Annotated in this window: 14 protein-coding genes; 11 read left to right on the forward strand and 3 right to left on the reverse strand. The window is 69.6% G+C overall.

Translation table 11 applies throughout. From position 1 onward, the window contains the following. Positions 1–63: 63 nt before the first annotated feature. Together ABZV58_RS24085 and ABZV58_RS24090 are read left to right on the forward strand one after the other, a co-directional pair. Positions 64–1,239, forward strand: coding sequence for an MFS transporter (locus ABZV58_RS24085; protein ID WP_355002402.1), 1,176 nt, complete (start codon positions 64–66; stop codon positions 1,237–1,239). A 102-nt stretch (positions 1,240–1,341) separates the two neighbouring features. Next, positions 1,342–2,217, forward strand: coding sequence for a VOC family protein (locus ABZV58_RS24090; protein ID WP_355002403.1), 876 nt, complete (start codon positions 1,342–1,344; stop codon positions 2,215–2,217). Here the strand turns inward: ABZV58_RS24090 and ABZV58_RS24095 are convergent. Further along, complete coding sequence (locus ABZV58_RS24095) at positions 2,204–3,163, reverse strand: AsnC family transcriptional regulator (protein ID WP_355002404.1); 960 nt, start codon at positions 3,161–3,163, stop codon at positions 2,204–2,206. The genes ABZV58_RS24090 and ABZV58_RS24095 overlap by 14 nt on opposite strands. Before the next feature lie 261 nt (positions 3,164–3,424). Between ABZV58_RS24095 and ABZV58_RS24100 the strand changes: the two genes are divergently transcribed. From ABZV58_RS24100 to ABZV58_RS24120, 5 genes are all read left to right on the forward strand, one after another. Next, positions 3,425–4,243 (forward strand): CorA family divalent cation transporter, encoded by an 819-nt coding sequence (locus ABZV58_RS24100; RefSeq protein ID WP_355002405.1) that lies wholly within the window; start codon positions 3,425–3,427, stop codon positions 4,241–4,243. Between the two features lie 128 nt (positions 4,244–4,371). Then, positions 4,372–6,114: an asparagine synthase (glutamine-hydrolyzing) gene (gene asnB / locus ABZV58_RS24105; RefSeq protein ID WP_355002406.1), complete on the forward strand. Its 1,743-nt coding sequence runs from the start codon at positions 4,372–4,374 to the stop codon at positions 6,112–6,114. Between the two features lie 3 nt (positions 6,115–6,117). Then, complete coding sequence (locus ABZV58_RS24110; protein WP_355002407.1) at positions 6,118–7,422, forward strand: nucleotide sugar dehydrogenase; 1,305 nt, start codon at positions 6,118–6,120, stop codon at positions 7,420–7,422. A 13-nt stretch (positions 7,423–7,435) separates the two neighbouring features. Further along, entirely contained in the window at positions 7,436–9,073 is a 1,638-nt protein-coding gene (locus ABZV58_RS24115) for an asparagine synthase C-terminal domain-containing protein (RefSeq protein ID WP_355002408.1), read from the forward strand. 114 nt (positions 9,074–9,187) lie between these two features. After that, positions 9,188–9,922 (forward strand): hypothetical protein, encoded by a 735-nt coding sequence (locus tag ABZV58_RS24120; protein WP_355002409.1) that lies wholly within the window; start codon positions 9,188–9,190, stop codon positions 9,920–9,922. Between the two features lie 32 nt (positions 9,923–9,954). On the opposite strand, the gene ABZV58_RS24125 is transcribed toward ABZV58_RS24120, so the two are convergent. After that, positions 9,955–10,980, reverse strand: a complete 1,026-nt coding sequence (locus ABZV58_RS24125; RefSeq protein WP_355002410.1) for an alcohol dehydrogenase catalytic domain-containing protein — start codon at positions 10,978–10,980, stop codon at positions 9,955–9,957. Positions 10,981–11,627: 647 nt separating this feature from the next. Here ABZV58_RS24125 and ABZV58_RS24130 point away from each other — a divergent pair. Further along, positions 11,628–12,530: a trypsin-like peptidase domain-containing protein gene (locus tag ABZV58_RS24130; protein ID WP_355002661.1), complete on the forward strand. Its 903-nt coding sequence runs from the start codon at positions 11,628–11,630 to the stop codon at positions 12,528–12,530. A gap of 3 nt (positions 12,531–12,533) precedes the next feature. On the opposite strand, the gene ABZV58_RS24135 is transcribed toward ABZV58_RS24130, so the two are convergent. Then, positions 12,534–13,226: a TVP38/TMEM64 family protein gene (locus ABZV58_RS24135; RefSeq protein WP_355002411.1), complete on the reverse strand. Its 693-nt coding sequence runs from the start codon at positions 13,224–13,226 to the stop codon at positions 12,534–12,536. 183 nt (positions 13,227–13,409) lie between these two features. Between ABZV58_RS24135 and ABZV58_RS24140 the strand changes: the two genes are divergently transcribed. Genes ABZV58_RS24140 through meaB form a run of 3 tightly spaced genes read left to right on the forward strand, consistent with a single transcriptional unit; the run spans position 13,410 to position 18,615 of the window. Then, entirely contained in the window at positions 13,410–15,299 is a 1,890-nt protein-coding gene (locus tag ABZV58_RS24140; RefSeq protein ID WP_355002412.1) for a methylmalonyl-CoA mutase family protein, read from the forward strand. After that, on the forward strand, positions 15,299–17,575 hold the full coding sequence (gene scpA, locus ABZV58_RS24145) for a methylmalonyl-CoA mutase (protein WP_355002413.1): 2,277 nt from the start codon (positions 15,299–15,301) through the stop codon (positions 17,573–17,575). Before ABZV58_RS24140 ends, scpA begins: the two co-directional genes overlap by 1 nt. Further along, positions 17,572–18,615, forward strand: coding sequence for a methylmalonyl Co-A mutase-associated GTPase MeaB (gene meaB, locus ABZV58_RS24150; protein ID WP_355002414.1), 1,044 nt, complete (start codon positions 17,572–17,574; stop codon positions 18,613–18,615). The genes scpA and meaB overlap by 4 nt, the downstream gene beginning before the upstream one ends. Positions 18,616–18,772: the final 157 nt, after the last annotated feature.

The raw sequence follows: 18,772 nt of genomic DNA on the forward strand, positions 1-18,772 counted from the left end.
CAGAGGAGATTAGGGACAGTGAATATCCCGATTGTTGCCGAACGTAAGGTCGAGCGAAATGGTGTGAGCCGCATCGCGGTTCTCGCCCTCGGCACGTTCGCGGTCGGCACCGACGCGTTCATCCTGGCGGGCTTCCTGCCCGACACCGCCGCCGAGCTCGGCGTCGACACCGCCGCGGCGGGTCTCGCGGTGAGTGTGTTCGCGGCCGCCTACGCCGTGCTCTCGCCGGTGCTGGCCGCCGTGACCGCGCCGCTGCCGCGCCGCGCGCTGCTGATCGGCGCGCTCGTCGTGCTCGCCGCGGCCAACCTGGGCTCGGCCGCGGCGCCGAACCTCGCGGTCCTGCTCGGCACCCGCGTCCTCGCCGCCGCGGGCGCGGCGGCCTACACGCCGAATGCCGGGGCGGTCGCCGCGGCGCTGGCGCCACCCGAACTGCGCGCCCGAGCTCTGGCGACCGTGGTCGGCGGGTTGACCGTGGCCACCGCGCTGGGGGTTCCGCTGGGCAATCTCGTTGGGCGCGTGCTGGGTTGGCGTTCGGCCTTGGCGCTGGTGGCGGGGTTGTGCGTCGTCGCCGCGGTGGGGCTGGCCGCGGTGCTGACCCCGGCGCGGCAGTCGGCGTCGAACGGCGAGGCTGTGGCCGCGTTGTCCGGCGCGCCGCGCGTCCCGGTGCGCGCGCGGTTCGCGGTACTGCGCAGGCCCGGGGTGGCAACGGTGCTACCGCTGACCGTGCTCGGTATGGCCGCCGCCTATGTCGTGTACGCCTACAGCGTCCCCGCGCTCGCGCAGGTCGGTATCGGCTCGGCGGCCACGTCGTGGGTGCTCGCCCTGTATGGTGTCGGCGCGGTGCTCGGCAACACCGCCTCCGGATACGCGACGGACCGCTGGGGTGCGACCCGAGTCCTGATCTGCGGGTACGCGGCCATGGCCGTCGCGCTGGGCGCCCTCGGTTTGCTGGCCGCCACGGATCGTGTCGCGCCCGTGCTCGTCGGCGTGCTCGCCGCGGTGTGGGGCGCGAGCGCGTGGTGCCAGACGCCCGCGCAACAGCACCGCCTCATAGCGGCCGCGCCCGCCGAGGCGAGTCTCGTTGTCGCACTGAACGCTTCGTGCATCTACCTGGGCATCGGCGCGGGCACGCTGCTCGGCGGATTCGCGGTGGGCCACGGCGGCGTCCTCTATGCCGCGGGCGCGGCGCTGGCCGTGATCGCGTTGCTGTTCGCCGCCGGTACGACGCGAAAGGCCTGACGGGGCGTCGGAACCCGCCCGTGGCCGCTGTGTCCGTGTCGGAATCCGGCGTGCCGCCGCTGCCCGCGGGTGTTCGTCGGCGCGAGCAAGCAGGCTGGATCCATGACCGACGACATCACCGCCATTCATCACACCGGCATTCTCACCCGCGACCTGGACGGCCTCGAACGCGTCTACCGCCTTTTGGGTTTCACCCTGAGTCCGCGGTCACGGCACCTGCTGAGCGCGCGGCCAGGGGAGGCGCCGCAGGCGGGATGCACCGCGAATCTGTGCGCCTTGTTCGGTGGGTCCTATATCGAATTGCTCGGCATCGTCGACGAATCCGCACCGGACCCCTGGCACACCAAGTCGATGGCGGATCAGTACGAAGGCTTCCGCATCCTGAACCTCGACACCGACGACGCGGCCGCCACCCACGCACGGCTCGTGGCGCTGGGCATGCGAACCTCGGGCGTGCTCGGCCTCGAGCGCGACGTCGACACCGTCGAGGGAGTGCGCACGGTCCGGGCCCGCGCCGTCCACCTCGACCCGCGCAGCACGCCCGAGGGCTATCTCGGCCTCGCCCAACACCTCACCCGCGAGTACGTGCACCAGCCGCGATACCTGTCGCATCCGAACGGCGCGCGCGGCATCGCGGCGGTGCTGATCGTGGCCGACGGCGACGAATTCGACGGCATCGCACGGCGATACGCCGACCTGATCGGCGCGGGATGGGCCGACGAGGGTCCGCTCTCGGTCCTCGTGCACAAGGACGTCCGCCTGGAACTGGTGCGCGCCGCCGACGCCCCCGCCGTGCTGCCCGGCGAATTCGCCCCGGCCCCTTCTTATCTGGCCGCGATGACGATCCGCGTCGACGACGTGACCGCAGCGCGCGGGCTGGTGGAGCGCGGCGGCATCCCCACCCGCACCACCGCGAACGGATTCTTCGTTTCCGGTCGCGACGCGTATGGAGCGGGTCTGTTCTTCACCGCGCGGTGAGCGCGGGCGCCGCGCGCTTGGCGTACCGGGTGACCGGGGCGGTATCCAGTCGTTCCACACCCGGCAGTGCGCCAACCCGCTCGACGACGTAGTCGAATACCGCGTCCACGTCGCGGCAGATCGCCACGGCGATGATGTTGTGCGGTCCGGTGGTCGCGCCCGCGAACGCGATCTCCGTATCCTCGATCAGCGCCGCGCCGACCGCGGCGAGGTGCCGGGGCGTCACCGTCAGCCACAGCAGGCACTGGAACGTGTAGCCGAGCAGCGCGGCGTCCACCTCGACGTCGAACCGGAGCACGCGCGCCCGCCGCAGCTCGTCCAGCCTGCGCCGCACCGCGGATTCCGACCAGCCGAGCGCACCGGCCAGGCCCGGATAGCTCGCCCGGCCGTCGGCGGCCAAGCGGGGCAGCATGCGTCGATCGAGGTCGGTCAAGGCGATCGGCCCGCCGTCGACCGGCAGCTCGGCGTGCAGCGCGGATACCTGATCGGTGTCCAGCGCGGACGTGCGGCCGTGCCAGCGCCTGCGCGTGAGATGGCGGACCAGCCGCTGCGCGTCGACGCCGAGGACGTCGGAATGCCTGGCCAGCGCGGGCAGCGGCGCGGGCTCGGCGGCCGCGGTGCGGAAGACGCAGACGATCTCGGCGCCGCTGGACAGCACCGTCACCCAGGCGGTGTCCGGTCGCACCGCCAGCGCGTGCGCGAGGGCGTCGGCGCGGTGCGGCCGAACCCGCAGGCGCACCACCCACTCCGCGGTTCCGGTGCGTCCACTGTCGGCCACCCCGGTCACCCGGACCGCGCCGGTGGTGGCCAGGCGCGCGAATCGTCGTGCCACCGTCCGATCGGAGACGGACAGGACCTCCGCGATCCTGCTGAACGGCGCCCTTCCGTCCACTTGGAGGGCGTGCAGCAGTCCGAGGTCGACCGCGTCGAGCGCCTCCGTCTTCATTTACCAAGGATAGGGCGGCGCGACGGGTTTCCATGGGGTGCGGGCGACGGCGACGATCGTGTTGCTCGAAAATGCGTGCGGCCCCGTCGAATACGCGTCCCAAGCGTGGGGAACCGCACAGTCGCCTCGATTGACGGGGCCCGAGACGCCGGTTACTAATGGACGGTGGCGCGTCTCGCGCCACACAGCAGCCTGACGAGCGAAGCGGGGTGAGCGGCGGATGCCGGATGTCACTATCGGAACGCCGATCGAGAGTTCGAGATGACCAGCTCGCTCGGCACGCCGACCAACCGCTTCGACACCGAAGTGCTCGGTCTGCACTGGATCCCGCTGTCGGCGTCGGACGAGGACACCGCGGCGGTGTTGCGCGAACGCCTCGGCATCGACTTCACCCGCACCACCGATCGGATCTGGGAGACGGGCGATTTCGTCTACCTCCCGGTCGCCGCGACCTATCTGCGCGGCGACGCGGTCCGGCGCGAGACGATCGTCTTCGCGCTCGGCGGGGACTTCGTGGTCACCTCGCAATCCGCGGAACCGTTCGCGCCGTTCGATCGCGCCGTCGCCGAGATGGGCCGCCGACCAGCCCTCGCCGGTTCCCCGCACGGCGTGCTCTACGCCCTGCTTCGCTCGCTGAACGAGGCCGCCGAGGGCGTGCTCGGTCGCGCGCGGTCGGGGCTGGAGTCGCTCGCTCGCGAGATGGCCGCCGCCGTCGACGGCGACCGGGCCCACGAGGTCGCCGACCTGCGCGCCGCGGTCGCCGACCTGGACGCCGCGGAGGAAGCCGTCACCATGGTCCGGGACACCCAGCGTGATCTCGCTCGCGCGACCCGCCGCCTGCTCGCCGAATACGGCGACCGTGCCGAGGAACTGAGCGGCGCGATCGGCCACCTGCTCGCCGACATCGAGGACGTGCGCCAGCGCGCGGTCGCCGAACACGACCGCGCCCGCTACCTCCAGCAGGCACTGCTCATCCGCCTCGAGCTGCGGCAATCCCGAACCGTCAAGGTCCTCGCCGTGTCCGCCGCGCTCCTGTCCATCGCCCTGCTCGCGCTCTGCTACCTCGTGGCCCTCGCCTGACGGTGCCGCCGCAGCCCACCCCGAAAAAGCCACTCTCGCAGCTGAAGTCGGAAACGCGATCCGGCCATGGCCGACGCGGTTCCGGGTAGTATTCGACTGACCCGCGGGTGGGAAGAACGGAGCGGGCCGTGTGTGGAATCAGTGGCCACCTGGCCAGACCGGGCTTCCCGTCGCGCGGTGACCTCGTCGAGACGATGACGGGCGCGCTGCGCCATCGCGGGCCCGATGCGACGGCGATGTACGCCGAGGACTCGATAGCGTTGGGCTGCACCCGGTTGGCGATCATCGATCCCGGCGGCTCCGCGCAGCCGCTGCGCAGCGCCGACGGTGCGCTGGTCCTGATCGCGAACGGGGAGATCTACAACTTCGCCGAATTGCGCGACGGCCTGCGGCGACGCGGTCATGTCTTCGCCACCGACGGTGATTGCGAAGTCATCCTGCACCTCTACGAGGAGCACGGCGACCGCGCGGTCGATCACTTGCGCGGCATGTTCGCCTTCGCCCTGTGGGACGGACGGCTCGGTCGGCTGACCCTGGCCCGCGACCGGATGGGGGAGAAACCGCTCTATTACACCGAACGGCCGGACGGACTGCTGTTCGCCTCCGAGGCGAAGGCGTTGACGGTCGCGGGCGTGCCGGTCGAACTCGATCACGGAAGCGTCGCCGACTACTTCCGCCTCGAGTACGTGCCCGAGCCACGGAGCATCCTGCGAGACGTGCGGAAAGTCCCGGCCGGATACGTCGTCACCGTGGACACCCGTCCCTGGCGGGTGCGCTCGCGCGCCTACTGGCGGCTCGAGGACGCGGAGCCGATCGAAGGTTCGAGCGCCGACACAGTCGGCGCGATCCTGGCCGAACTCGCTCCGCTGGTCACCAGAACGGCCCAGCCGCTGGGCATTTCGCTCAGCGGCGGACTCGATTCGAGCCTCGCCGCCGCGCTCGCGGCCAAATTCTGCGCCGCACCGGTGCGGGCGTTCTCGGTGGGTTACGCGGGCCGACCGGCGAACGACGAGCGACACCACGCCAGAGAACTGGCCGCCGCGCTCGGCATGCCGTTCCACGAGATCGAGATCGGCGCCGCGCGGGCGACCGCCGACCTGCCTCTCGTCGTCGCCGCGCTGGACGACCCGATCGCCGATTTCGCGGGCGTGTGCTATCACGCGGTGCTGCGCGCGGCGGCCGAGGCGGGTGTCCGGGTGATGGTGCAGGGCCAGGGCGCCGACGAGCTGTTCTGGGGTTACGGGTGGGTGCGGGAAGCCGTCGCGCTCAGCGAGGCGCGCGGGAATCTGGTGTTCTACGAACTCGATCCGGATTTCCGGGAGGCCGAGCGGTTGGCGCCGCGGTACTTCGGCGAAGCGATGCGCGACGCGGCGCCGACCGGTTTCGCGCTGACCGGCGATCGGCCCGATATCGATCTGACCCGGCTGATCGTCGGAACCTACCTGCGGGAGAACGGCATCGCCCAGTGCGACCGGCTCAGCATGGCCAACTCCGTCGAATTGCGCCTGCCCTTCGTGGACCACCGCCTGGTGGAGGCCGTCGTCGGCCTACGCAGAACCCGACCGGACCATCGAGATCCGCCGAAGCACCGGCTGCGGGAGGTGGCGCACGCGTACCTTCCCGCGCATGTCGCCGACCGACCCAAGCGCAGCTTCTCGCCGCCGCTGCGCGAGTGGCACGCCGCTTACCTGCGGAGCTACGGCGACCTGTTGCCCGGCGGCGAGTTGGTACGCCGCGGGATCCTGACCGAAGCGGCGGCCCGCAGGCTGTCGGTCGCCGACTTCCCGCCGGGTGCCGGCTCTCCGTTCTCGTTCAAGGCCTTGATGCTCGAAATGTGGTGTCGGCACAACGTCGCTCGCGCAAGGAGATGATCGATGCAGGTGGCAGTGGTCGGCATGGGCTACGTCGGGCTAACGGCGGCGCTCGGACTCGCGGCGTCGGGACACGACGTCCTCGGCATCGATCACGACGAGAACCGCATCGCCCTGTTACGCGACCGGCGCTGTCCGTTCCACGAGCCGGACGTCGCCGAAGCCCTGCTCACCACGACGGCGACCTTCGAGCAGGCGCTCGATGTTCCGGTGCAAGCCGTGATCGTCGCGGTCTCCGCGCCGCTGGACCAGGACGGCGCGATCGATCTCCGTCACGTGGAGGCCGTGCTCTCGGAAACGCTGTCGGCCCAAAGGCTTCCGGACCTCGTCGTCGTGAAGAGCACGATCCCGCCGGGCACCAGCGAGCGATGGGCGACGCGGTTTCCGGCGCTGCGCCCGCGCTACGCGCACAATCCCGAATTCCTTAACCAAGGCCGCGCCCTTGCCGATTGGCGCGCGCCCGACCGCATCGTGCTCGGCCTGTGGAACCGCGAACTGCTGCCCGTGCTCGGAGCGCTGTACCACGACAAGACGGCGCCGCGGCTGGTCATCGGCCCGACCGAGGCCGAAGCGGTGAAATACGCCAGCAACGCCTTCCTGGCGACGAAGATCAGCTTCGCCAACGAGATCGCCAACTTCTGCGACGAGCACGGCATCGACGTGGACGCGGTGATCGACGGCGTATCACTGGATCCCCGCATGGGACAGGGGTTTTGGCGTCCCGGCGTCGGCTACGGGGACTCCTGCCTCGCCAAGGACATGACCGCGCTGACCCGATTCGCACGGCGTTCCGGCCGGCCCATGACGCTGCTCGAATCGGTCGCCGAGGTGAACGACCGTCAGCTGCGATTGCCCGTCGAGATCGTGGCGCGTGAGGCGGCAGCGGGCGCACCGCCGCCGGAGGTCGCTGTCCTCGGACTGCTCTACGAACCCGACAGCGACGACATGCGCGAAGCGCCGAGCCGGACCGTGGTACCCGCGCTGGGGGCCGTCGCTGCGGACGTCCGGGTCTGGGATCCGATCTTGAGCGCGGCGGCTTTCGCCGATCTGTTCCCAGGGGTCGGGCGCGCCCTCGGCATCAAGGAAGCCGTGCTGGACGCCGCTGTCGTCCTCGTGCTGACCGAGTTCCCGGAGGTTCTCGCCCTCGACTGGACCGCCGTGGCGCAACTCGCGCGGCCGAATTGTCTTGTCGTCGACGCCAAGAACGCCCTCGATCCGTCCGTCGTCGCGGCGGCGGGGCTGCGCTATCGCGGGGTCGGGCGGGCCGGTGGTCGAGGCGCGCCGGAAGAAAGCGTCGACGCGAAGTAGAAGGGATGTCGCCATGGGGATTCTGGTCCGACCGCGTTCGGAGGGCGGCGGTTACGGCGGCTGGCGATGCGAGGTGGACGACATCGTCCTCTCGGCCGACGGCGCGGAATACACCACCCACGAGACCGACGAGGCGGTGTGCGTTCTCGACGGGTGGCTCTGCTCGGGCGGCGGCGCGGCCGAACTGCTCGCGCTGTATCGCACGCACGGCATGGCGGCCGTGGCCGGGCAGGACGGACAGTACGTCGCCGTCGTGCACGATCGCTCGCGCGGAGAAACGCACCTGGTGGCCGACCCCGGCGGATTCGGGAACGCGTGTTACCGCGCCTCGGGTTTCGGGTTCGGCTCGCGCCCCTACGACCTCGGGACCGGAAGGTTGTCCCGCGAGGGCCTCGCTCTGTATCTGACGTTCCAATACGTCCCCGTTCCCTATTCGATCTTCGACGGAGTACGGCGGGTGCCCCCGGGCGCCGTGGTCACCCAGCGCGGGCGAGACCGCCACGTGCGGCAGCAGACATCGTTTCCCAGCCCGGCAGATCCGTCGGAAGTCGGCGCGGCCGCGCCCGAGGAGTTGGTGGCAAGGGCGCTCGACCTGCTGACCGAGTCGCTGGCCCGCCACGCCGCGCCACACGAGCGATTGGGCATGATGCTCAGCGGCGGGATCGACACCAGCACGAACGCCACCGTGCTCGCCACCAGGCTGGGCTGTCGGCCGCGGGCTTTCACGGCGTCGTTCCGCGAGACCGGGTACGACGAAACCGAATACGCCGCGCTCGTGGCCGAGCGGTTCGGCTTCGACCACGTGGTGGTGCCGGTCGGGCCCGAGGCCGTGGAACGCCTGCCGGATCTGGTGCGCGGCTTCGACAGCCCGAACGCCGACCAGGCGATCGTCGCCACGCAGGTGATCGCCGAACGGGCCGCGCAGCTGTCGTGCACGCACATCGTCACCGGCGAAGGCGGCGACGAGGTGGTGGGATTTCCGATGTCGCCGCACGACGACATCCACCTCGTCGACTTGCCCTCGGGCTCGCGGGACCTGGCGCGGTTCTACCTGGGCCAGATCGCACTGGGCAGCGCGGCGGATCGTGCGCTCGTGCACCGGGCGCTGGGCGTGCCGGAGGACCTCGCCGTCGACATCCTCGCGGAACTGTACGAGGAACACCGCGCGCATTCCGCGCTGGACCGATTGCTGTTCGGTCAGTGGCGAACCTGGTTGACCGAGGGGGTGTACCGCAAGGATCACCACACCTTCCGCGCCGCCGGGCTGACCAGCGTGTTGCCGTTCGCGGATCCGCGCGTCATGTCCTTCGTCGCGGGAATGCCCGCGGGCCAGCGGTATCGAGCCCTCGACGGCAAGGCCATGCTGCGCGCCGGTATCGCGCCGCACTTGCCCGATCGGATATTGAAGCGCAAGAAGCACAAATTCTGGATCCCGTTCGCCGAATGGTTCCGCGGCCCACTGCGCGATCACCTGCACGGCGGCCTGCTCTCCGGTCCGGTGGCGAACGACCTCCTGGACCCGAAACTCGTTCGCACACTTGTCGACTCGCACGAGCGCGGAATCGAGGACAAGAGCGGAATCCTGTGGGCGCTGTGCTTTCTCGACGCGTGGCTGTCCGCACTTCCGCCGCGACCGCAGAGCGCACCCTAGTGGATTCGGCTGCGACGCGGACCACTTCGGTGCGAGTCCGCGAATCCGAGGACACCGCGGGACGAAACTGGCACCATCCGAATGGCGGCCCTTGGAGACAGGATTCGACGCTCGATGGTTACGTGGCTACTCAGCATCGTGTCGGGATTGATCGTCGCGATCACAACGTTCGGGGTGACGAGGTTCTACGACGCGACGCGGGTCCGGCGTAAATCCGGACACCTGAATGTCCTGGCCGAGGGTCAGGACATTCAGATTGTGATCCCCGATTTTCACGCGGGCTGGCTGTCGATCTACGGCACCGACGAGAAGGCGGAGATGCCGCCGAACGTCCGCGTGATGCCGATGGCGGAGGGCGGCGCCATCGCCGAGGCGGTCCTGGCCTGGCGCGGACTCGGCAAACGGAACCGGATCAGTATCAGCACCCAGGACGCCTACCAGGACACCCACGGCCTGACCATTCTCATCGGCGGGCCGAGCGTCAACCGGTTGACCGGAAACCTGCTCAAACGGTGCTTCCCGAAGTTCCAGATCAAATACCCCGAGCACGTGGCGTCCTACGGTTCGATCAGTTACGACGTCACCGCAGACGAGAACGGCTCGCTGCTCGAGGACTACGGATTCATCGCGGTCAGTCGCACGCCGACCGGTAAGCGGTGCGTGGCGCTGTTCGGAGTCTGGGCTTTCGGCACGCTGATCGCCACCCTCGCGCTGCTCGATCGGGTGGCGCGGGGAAACGATATCTGGAATTCGATTCGCGAGAAGAAAGACTTTCTCGTCGTCGTGCACTGTGAATTGGACGGGCTCGAATACAGCAATATTCGAATCATCGGATACGAAGAGGTATAGCGGCGTTCGCCGCTATACCTCGATCGCCCACCTCAGAAGACGAGAATATCTTTGGCGCCGATCCGCGCGTGCGGAACGAATGCTTCGCGAAAACGGTCGAAGGGAATTCGGGTCGTCGTTCCGCCGATGATTCCCGGCCATGCGGCGTCGACCTCGCGCAGGAGTTCGATCGCGTGCTCGAAATGCACCCGTGAGGAATTGACGACGCCGAACAGCACCTGGTTGCGCTTGACCATGGTGCCCAACAGCGCGGCGCCGTCCACGGTGGCCTCTTGGCCGCTCGGCAGGCCGACGACGCAGCAGGACGCGTTCTCCGCGCCGTGCGTCGCCAGCAGTTGCGGCAGAAACGCCACGCCCGCCGCGTCGATGACGACGCGGTGCGCCGCGATCGCCTGATTCGTCACCATGTCACCGGGAGCCAACTGGTGGGACTGATATTCGGCGCCGAAGGACGCGGCCGCTTGGGCGGCGAGCGAACTCGGTGGGGCCGGATCCACGACGGTGACCTTGTGACCGGCCAAGCGCAGGAACGCGGTGGTGAGCAGGCCGATGATGCCGCAGCCGATCACCAAGGTATTGCCGGACGGATCCGACGTCCCCAGTCGCTCGTCCATCCGCCGCAGCGTGTCCAGCGCCTTGACCACGATGGAAGCGGGTTCCACCAGGACGCCGAGGTGGACGAGCTCTTCCGGAACGGGAACCAGCTTGTCCGCGGGCGCGCGCCAGTACTCCGCCATGAAACCGTCCAGTTCGCGAATCCCGCGCTCTTTCCACGAGCCGTTGCTGCACAAGTCCGGCCTGCCTCGGCGGCATTGACTACACGGCACCGGGTCCGGATCGCGGACGACGCAGGTGACCAACTGACCGGCTCGCAGCTCGGGCGTCGCGCTGTGCACCACCCGCCCGAGTACCTCGTGTCCCAGTATCATTTCGTCGGCCGCCGTGGGAAGTTGTCCCTCGGTCCCCGCCACGATTTGGATGTCGGTCCCGCAGACGCCCATCTCCAGGGTGCGAACCAGCGGCCCCCGCGGGTCGACGGCATCCAGCGTTCTGATCACCTCGCGCGGTGCGCCCGTGGGATCGGGCGGTACGACGAGGCAACGCGCGCGTATTGTCCGATCCTCGGATGATCCAGCGTAATCCACTTCGCATTACTCCTTGTTCGGAATCGTTGGTGAAGCAGATGATCGAGGCGTGCGGCATTCGGCCGGATGGGCACATTCCGCCACACGGGGAGTTTAACGGACCCGATCGGCGCCGGATCGATGATCGCGATTCGGTGCTGCCTCGTGCGGGAGGTACCCGGCGGTGGTCGATCGGAACGCTGTAACGCCCGGAATTCACTTCGGTTTCGCCCGCGAAAACTGACCGCGCGCCACCTTTCGCGGGCTATTTCACCGCTTGTTCGATCGTGGTAGTGCTGCCGTTGAACGGGCGACTCGCCGTCGCGACGGAATTGTGCAGCCTGGCTTCGAGCGGCCGTCCGGCTGGAGCGTGGAGATGGTCGCGAGCGTGTAGGGGTATTGACGGCCCGGCGTCGATCGCGCTGTCATGTGACGTCCTCGGAGCAGGAAATCGGTTGGGCGACTGAAGACTTCGGTCGCCGCGGACGATCGCCACGAAGACGGTGCGCGGCGCGTCCGGCGGGGGCATCCTGGGAGGTGCTGTTGCCGACGGCGAGAAGGTGGTCGATGTGGACGATGCGATGGACGCGTACTCGCGAACGGTGGTGTCGGTGGCCGAATCGGTCACGCCGCACGTGGCGAGCGTGCGGACCCGGCGGGGGACCGGTTCGGCCGTCGTGTTCACCGATGACGGATTCCTGCTGACCAACGCGCACGTCATCGGCGCGGCGTCGCACGGGGAGGTGGTGTTCGCCGATGGCGTGGAGTCCCGGTTCGACGTGGTCGGCGTCGACCCGCTCTCCGATCTCGCGGTGCTGCGCGCCCGCGGCGGCGGTCCGGGCGCGGCGGTGCTCGGCGACGCGGACAAGCTCGTCGTCGGGCAGCTCGTGGTCGCGGTGGGCAGCCCGCTCGGTTTGGCGGGCTCGGTGACCGCGGGCGTGGTGAGCGCGCTCGGCCGCGCGGTGCCGGTCGCCTCGCGCCGCGCGGGACGGGTGATCGAAGACGTCATCCAGACCGACGCGGCCTTGAATCCCGGCAATTCCGGTGGTGCGTTGGCCGATTCGGCGGGCCGGGTGGTGGGCATCAACACCGCCGTCGCGGGAATCGGTCTGGGACTTGCCATTCCGATCAACGCAACCACCCGTCGCATCATTGCCATCGTGCATGCCGAGGGCCGCGTCCGCCGCGCCTACCTCGGGCTGGTCGGCGTCCCCGCGCCGCTGCCGTCCGAGGTGGCCGAGCGGACCGGTCAGCGAGCGGGCGTGCGTATCGTCGAGGTGGTGCGCGGCGCGCCCGCGGAGGCCGCCGGCCTGCGCCGCGGCGATCTGGTGCTCAGCGTCGCGCGCGAGGAGGTTCGCGACGCCCAGGGCATCCAGCGTCAGCTGTTCGCCGACGCCATCGGCCGTCCCGTTCCCGTCACGGTGCTGCGCAACGGCGCGATGGTCGACGTCATCGCCGTGCCGAGCGAGCTGACCGTCGACTGACGGTCAGTCGCGCGCGACCACGAGCTCATCGGAACGCTCGAACTCGGCGGCCGGGACCTCGGGCCGCCAGCGGGCGTCCACGACGAGCCCGAGCAGGCCGATGGCCAGGCATATGCCCGAGACGACCAGCATGGCGGGATGGGAGCCACCGGTCAGCGCGTCGGCGAGGACGACGGTGGCGATGGTGCCCGGCGCGGAACCGACGAAGGTGGCGGCGAGATACGGCCAGAAGCGAATCGAGGAGAGCCCGCAGCAGTAGTTGACCACCGAGAACGGCGCGAAGGAGATCAGCCGCAGCGAACCGACGGCCAGCCAGCCGCGCCGCTCCAGCCGCTCGTCGATGGCGCGCACGGCGGGATGGGTGAGCCGGGAGGCGACCCGGTCGCGGTCCAGCACGCGCACCAGGAACAGCGCCATCCCGGCGGCGACAACGGTGGCCGAGAGTGCGATCGCGGTGCCGAGCAATGATCCGAAAAGCACACCGCAACTGACCGTCAGCACCGTGCGCGGCAACGGCGCCACTGCGAGAATCGAGTAGACCCCGAAGAACAGCAGTGGGAACCACGAGCCGACCGAGTCCGCCCACTGCTGGATCTGCGTCGGACCGGGTAGCGGGACGAGCAGCGCCGCGACGAACAGCGCACCCACGCCGACGAGCAGGGCGAGGATACGCGGGTTACGGAGCAGCCTGGTCACCCGCGACAGGTTACCGGTTGGTAGTGGCGGCCAGGGTCAACCGACGCTGCCGCTGCCGCTAGCATCAATGGAAACGGGACGAATGCTCGTTAACCGAAGTGCTCGCTGAGCTGGGCGAATGCGACGGTTCGGGTGCACATCTGTGGGTGCGCTCCGTGGTCGAGTGGAAGAGGAACAGCAGCTATGCCGATTGCTTCAGATCCGCCTCCGGGCGCCGGGCTCGCGGAGCGTCCGGCGGGCACGGATCCGGTTCCCCAGTATGCCGCCTGGCGTAAAGGCGTCGCGGGTGTGCTCGCCAAGGCGCGCAGGGTCGACGTCGCCGAATTGCCGGACGAGCCGGAGCAGCTGCTCGAGCAGACCACCTACGACGGGCTCACCGTCGCCCCGCTCTACACCCGGCGCGACGAGCGGCCGGAGCTGCCGTTGCCCGGCGCCTTTCCCTTCGTGCGCGGCCGCGACGCCGCGCGCGACGTGCATCGCGGCTGGTACGTCAGCGCCTTCGTCGGCCCCGGCGACGGCGCCGCGGCCAAGCGCGAGATTCTTGCCGGACTGGAGAACGGCATCAGCGCGGTCTGGCTCGGCGTCGGCGAGCGAGGTGTTCCCGTCGCCGAGCTGCCCGCGGCGCTGGACGGCCTGCTCTTCGAGCTGGCGCCGCTCACCCTGGACGCGGGCGCGCAGGTGTCGTCCGCCGCCGCAGCGCTTTTCGCGGTGCTCGACGCCTACCAGGCGCCGCAGCGCGCCGATATTCGGCTCTCCCTCGGCGCGGCGCCTCTTACCAGCCGTTTCGCGGGCATCGCCGACGCGGATCTGTCGGAGGCCATCGCGCTGGCCGCCCAGTCCGTCGCCCGTGCGGAGACGGTGCGCGCGATCACCCTGGACGGCACCGTCTTCCACGACGCGGGCGCCTCGGACGCGCAAGAACTCGGCGCGGCGGTGGCCGCGGGCCTGGAGTACCTGCGGGCGCTGACCGAGGGTCAGGACATCGCGGACGCGCTGGGCCAGCTGGAATTCCGGTTCGCCGCCACCGACGACCAGTTCGCGACGATCGCGAAATTCCGTGCCGCGCGCAAGCTCTGGGCCCGCGTCGCGCACGCCTGCGGCGCACCGGACTTCGGCGGCGCACCGCAGCACGCGGTCACCTCCGCGGCCATGATGAGCCAGCGCGACCCTTGGGTGAACATGCTGCGCACCACGCTCGCCGCCTTCGGCGCGGGCGTCGGCGGCGCGGACACCGTCACCGTGCTGCCGTTCGACTCGGCGCTGCCCGCCGGCGAGCTGGGCGTGTCCAAGTCGTTCGCGGATCGCATGGCCCGCAACACCCAGCTGCTGCTGTTGGAGGAGTCGCATCTCGGCCACGTCCAGGATCCGGGCGCAGGCTCCTGGTATGTCGAGGACCTGACAGCCGAATTGGCCGCCAAGGCTTGGGCTTTCATGCAGGAGCTGGAAGCCGCGGGCGGTTACCTTGCCGCGCTGGAATCGGGTCTGCTCGCCGAACGCGTCGCCGCCACCAAGGCCGCCCGCGATTCCGATGTCGCGCACCGCAAGACCGCGGTGACGGGCGTCAACGAGTTCCCGAACCTGGCCGAGCGGCCGCTCTCCTCGGCGGCACGCACGCCGAGCCGGGTCGCCCGCTACGGCGCGGCCTTCGAAGCGCTGCGCGACCGCTCGGACGAGTATTTGGCGGCCAACGGGTCCCGGCCGAAGGCGCTGCTCGTGCCGCTCGGCACGGTGGCCGAGCACAATGTGCGGGTCACCTTCATCGCGAACCTGCTGGCCTCCGGCGGCATCGAATCGATCAACCCCGGCCCGCTGGACGTGGACGGAATCGCTTCTGCCGCAACGGAAGCCGGTGCACCGATCGCGGTTCTGTGCGGTTCGGACGCGCGCTACGGCGCGGAGGCGGGCGCGGCGGTCGACGCGCTGCGCGCTGCGGGTGTGGAAACGGTGCTGCTCGCGGGCGCGGCGAAGGCCGTCGCCGAGCTGAGCGGCACGCAGCGCCCGGACGGATTCCTCGCCGCGAAGATCGACGCGGTGGCGGCGCTGTCCGGCCTGCTGGAGAAGGTGGGAGCCTGATGACTACGCGTGAGATCAAGCACGTGATCGGCAATTTCGCCGAGGTGCCGCTCGACGAGCACGCGCCCGAACCTGCCGCGGTCGACGCCGCCCAGGTCGAGGCGTATGTGGCGGGCGCTGCGGCGGCCAACGACTACACGCCCGAGCAACTGGTGTGGTCGACCCCGGAGGGCATCGAGGTGCCGCCGGTGTTCACCAAGGCCGATCGGGATGCCGTCGCCGCGGCGGGTTATCCGCTCGACAGCGTGCCCGGCGTCGCGCCGTTCGTGCGCGGGCCGTACCCGACCATGTACGTCAACCAGCCGTGGACCATCCGCCAGTACGCGGGCTTTTCCACCGCCGCCGACTCGAACGCCTTCTACCGCCGCAACCTGCAGGCGGGCCAGAAGGGTCTGTCGGTCGCGTTCGACCTCGCGACGCACCGCGGCTACGACTCCGATCACCCGCGCGTGCAGGGCGATGTCGGCATGGCGGGCGTCGCCATCGACTCCATCCTGGACATGCGCCAGCTCTTCGACCACATTCCCCTCGATCAGGTGAGTGTGTCGATGACGATGAACGGCGCGGTGCTGCCGATCCTGGCGCTCTACGTCGTCGCGGCGGAGGAGCAGGGCGTCGCGCCCGAGCAGCTGGCCGGGACCATTCAGAACGACATTCTGAAGGAGTTCATGGTCCGCAACACCTACATCTACCCGCCCAAGCCCTCGATGCGGATCATCTCCGACATCTTCGCCTACACCAGCGCGAAGATGCCGAAGTTCAACTCGATCTCCATCTCCGGCTACCACATCCAGGAGGCCGGAGCCACGGCCGATCTGGAGCTCGCCTACACCCTCGCCGACGGCGTGGAGTACATCCGGGCGGGCATCGACGCGGGCATGGAGGTCGACAAGTTCGCGCCGCGGCTGTCGTTCTTCTGGGCCATCGGCATGAACTTCTTCATGGAGGTCGCGAAACTCCGTGCGGGACGGCTGCTCTGGAGCGAGCTGGTCGCGAAGTTCGAGCCGAAGAGCGCGAAATCGCTGTCCCTGCGCACCCATTCGCAGACCTCGGGTTGGTCGCTGACCGCGCAGGACGCCTACAACAACGTGGCGCGCACCTGCATCGAGGCGATGGCCGCGACCCAGGGCCACACCCAGTCGTTGCACACCAACGCCCTCGACGAGGCGCTGGCGCTGCCGACGGACTTCTCCGCCCGCATCGCGCGCAACACCCAGCTGCTGATCCAGCAGGAGTCCAACACCACCCGGCCGATCGACCCGTGGGGCGGCTCGTACTACGTCGAGTGGCTGACCCACCAGCTGGCCAACCGCGCCCGCGCGCACATCGCCGAGGTGGAGGCGCACGGCGGTATGGCGCAGGCGATTTCGGAAGGCATCCCGAAGCTGCGCATCGAGGAGGCCGCCGCCCGCACCCAGGCGCGCATCGACACCGGCCAGCAGCCGGTGATCGGCGTCAACAAGTACCAGGTGGAGGAGGACCACGAGGTCGAGGTCCTCAAGGTCGAGAACTCGCGGGTGCGCGCCGAGCAGATCGAGAAGCTGCGGCAGCTGCGCGCCGACCGCGACCCCGCGGCCGTCGAGCGGGCGCTGAACGAATTGACCCGCGCGGCAAGGTCTTCCGAAGGCGGTATGGAGAACAACCTCTTGGCGCTGGCGATCGACGCGGCGCGCGCCAAGGCCACCGTCGGCGAGATCTCCGACGCGCTGGAGAAGGTCTACGGCCGCCACCAGGCCGAAATCCGCACCCTCTCCGGTGTCTACCGCGACGAGGCAGGGAAGGTCACCAACATCACCACGGCTAGCGAACTCGTCGAGGAATTCGCCGAGGCCGAAGGTCGTCGGCCGCGCATCCTCGTCGCGAAGATGGGTCAGGACGGACACGACCGAGGGCAGAAGGTGATCGCCACCGCCTTCGCCGATCTCGGCTTCGATGTCGACGTGGGCCCGCTGTTCCAGACCCCCGAAGAGGTGGCGCAGCAGGCGGCCGACAACGACGTGCACGTCGTCGGTGTGTCCTCGCTGGCGGCAGGCCACCTCACGCTGGTGCCCGCCCTGCGGCAGGCGCTGGCCGATGTCGGACGACCCGACATCATGGTCATCGTCGGCGGCGTCATCCCGCCCGGTGACTTCGACGAGCTCTACCAGGCGGGCGCCGCCGCGATCTTCCCGCCCGGCACCGTCATCGCCGACGCGGCGATCGATCTGCTGAAGAAGCTCGCCGCCGAGCTCGGTCACGAGATCGGCAGCGGCGCCGCGGAGTCCGCCGCCGAATGAGTGAAGCAGGTTCTCCGCGTGGGGGAGCGGTGCGCCGCACCATCGATGTCGACGCACTCGCCACGGCGGTCCGCAACAACGAGCGGGCCGCCCTGGCGCGGGCCATCACCCTGGTCGAGTCGACAAGGGCCGACCATCGGGCGCTGGCCCAGCAGCTGCTGCTGAAGCTGACGCCGGAGGCGCAAGGCTCCGCGAACGCGGTGCTGTCGAATCGGGTCGGCATCACCGGTGTTCCCGGCGTCGGCAAGTCGACGTTCATCGACGCGCTCGGCATGTACCTGATCGGCAAGGGGCATCGGGTCGCGGTGCTCGCCGTCGACCCGTCCTCGACCCGCACCGGCGGCTCCATCCTCGGCGACAAGACGCGGATGGCGCGACTCTCGGTGGAGCGCAACGCCTATATCCGGCCTTCGCCCACGGCGGGCACGCTCGGCGGCGTTGCCAAGGCGACTCGCGAGACCATCGTGCTGCTGGAAGCGGCGGGCTACGACGTGATCCTGGTGGAGACCGTCGGCGTCGGCCAGTCCGAGGTGACGGTCGCCAACATGGTCGACGTGTTCTGCTTCCTGACGCTGGCCCGCACCGGAGATCAGTTGCAGGGCATCAAGAAGGGTGTGCTCGAGCTCGCCGACCTCGTCGCGGTGAACAAGGCCGACGGCAAGCACGAGATCGAGGCCAAGGCCGCCGCGCGCGAGCTCACCGGTGCACTGCGCCTCATCCACCCACACGACGCGCTGTGGCGGCCTCCGGTGCTCACCATGAGCGGCCTGGAAGGCGTTGGCCTGGACAAGTTCTGGGACACGGTACTGAAGCACCGGCGGGTGCTCACCGACGCGGGCGAGTTCGACGAGAAGCGCCGCCGTCAGCAGGTCGACTGGACCTGGACGATGGTGCACGACCAGCTGCTGCGCAGGTTGGCCGACAACCCGAACGTGAAAGCGATTCGCGCACAAGTGGAAAAGCAGGTGCGCGAGGGAACGCTCACCGCCGCGCTCGCGGCCGAGGAGATCCTCGACGCCTTCGACACCGCTGGCGACTAGCGACTCGGACTGCACCACGAACCCGGGTGTAGCCGCCCAGCCGAGGTCTGACACGGCATCATCGACAACCTGCGGCTTGACAGGCCCGCGGAGGACGCGCGGCTGGCCGCCTGCGATCACCATGACCGCCACTGTCGACAACGTTTTCGGCCGCTGG

The organism is Nocardia sp. NPDC004654, assembly GCF_040609595.1.
Lineage (GTDB): Bacteria > Actinomycetota > Actinomycetes > Mycobacteriales > Mycobacteriaceae > Nocardia.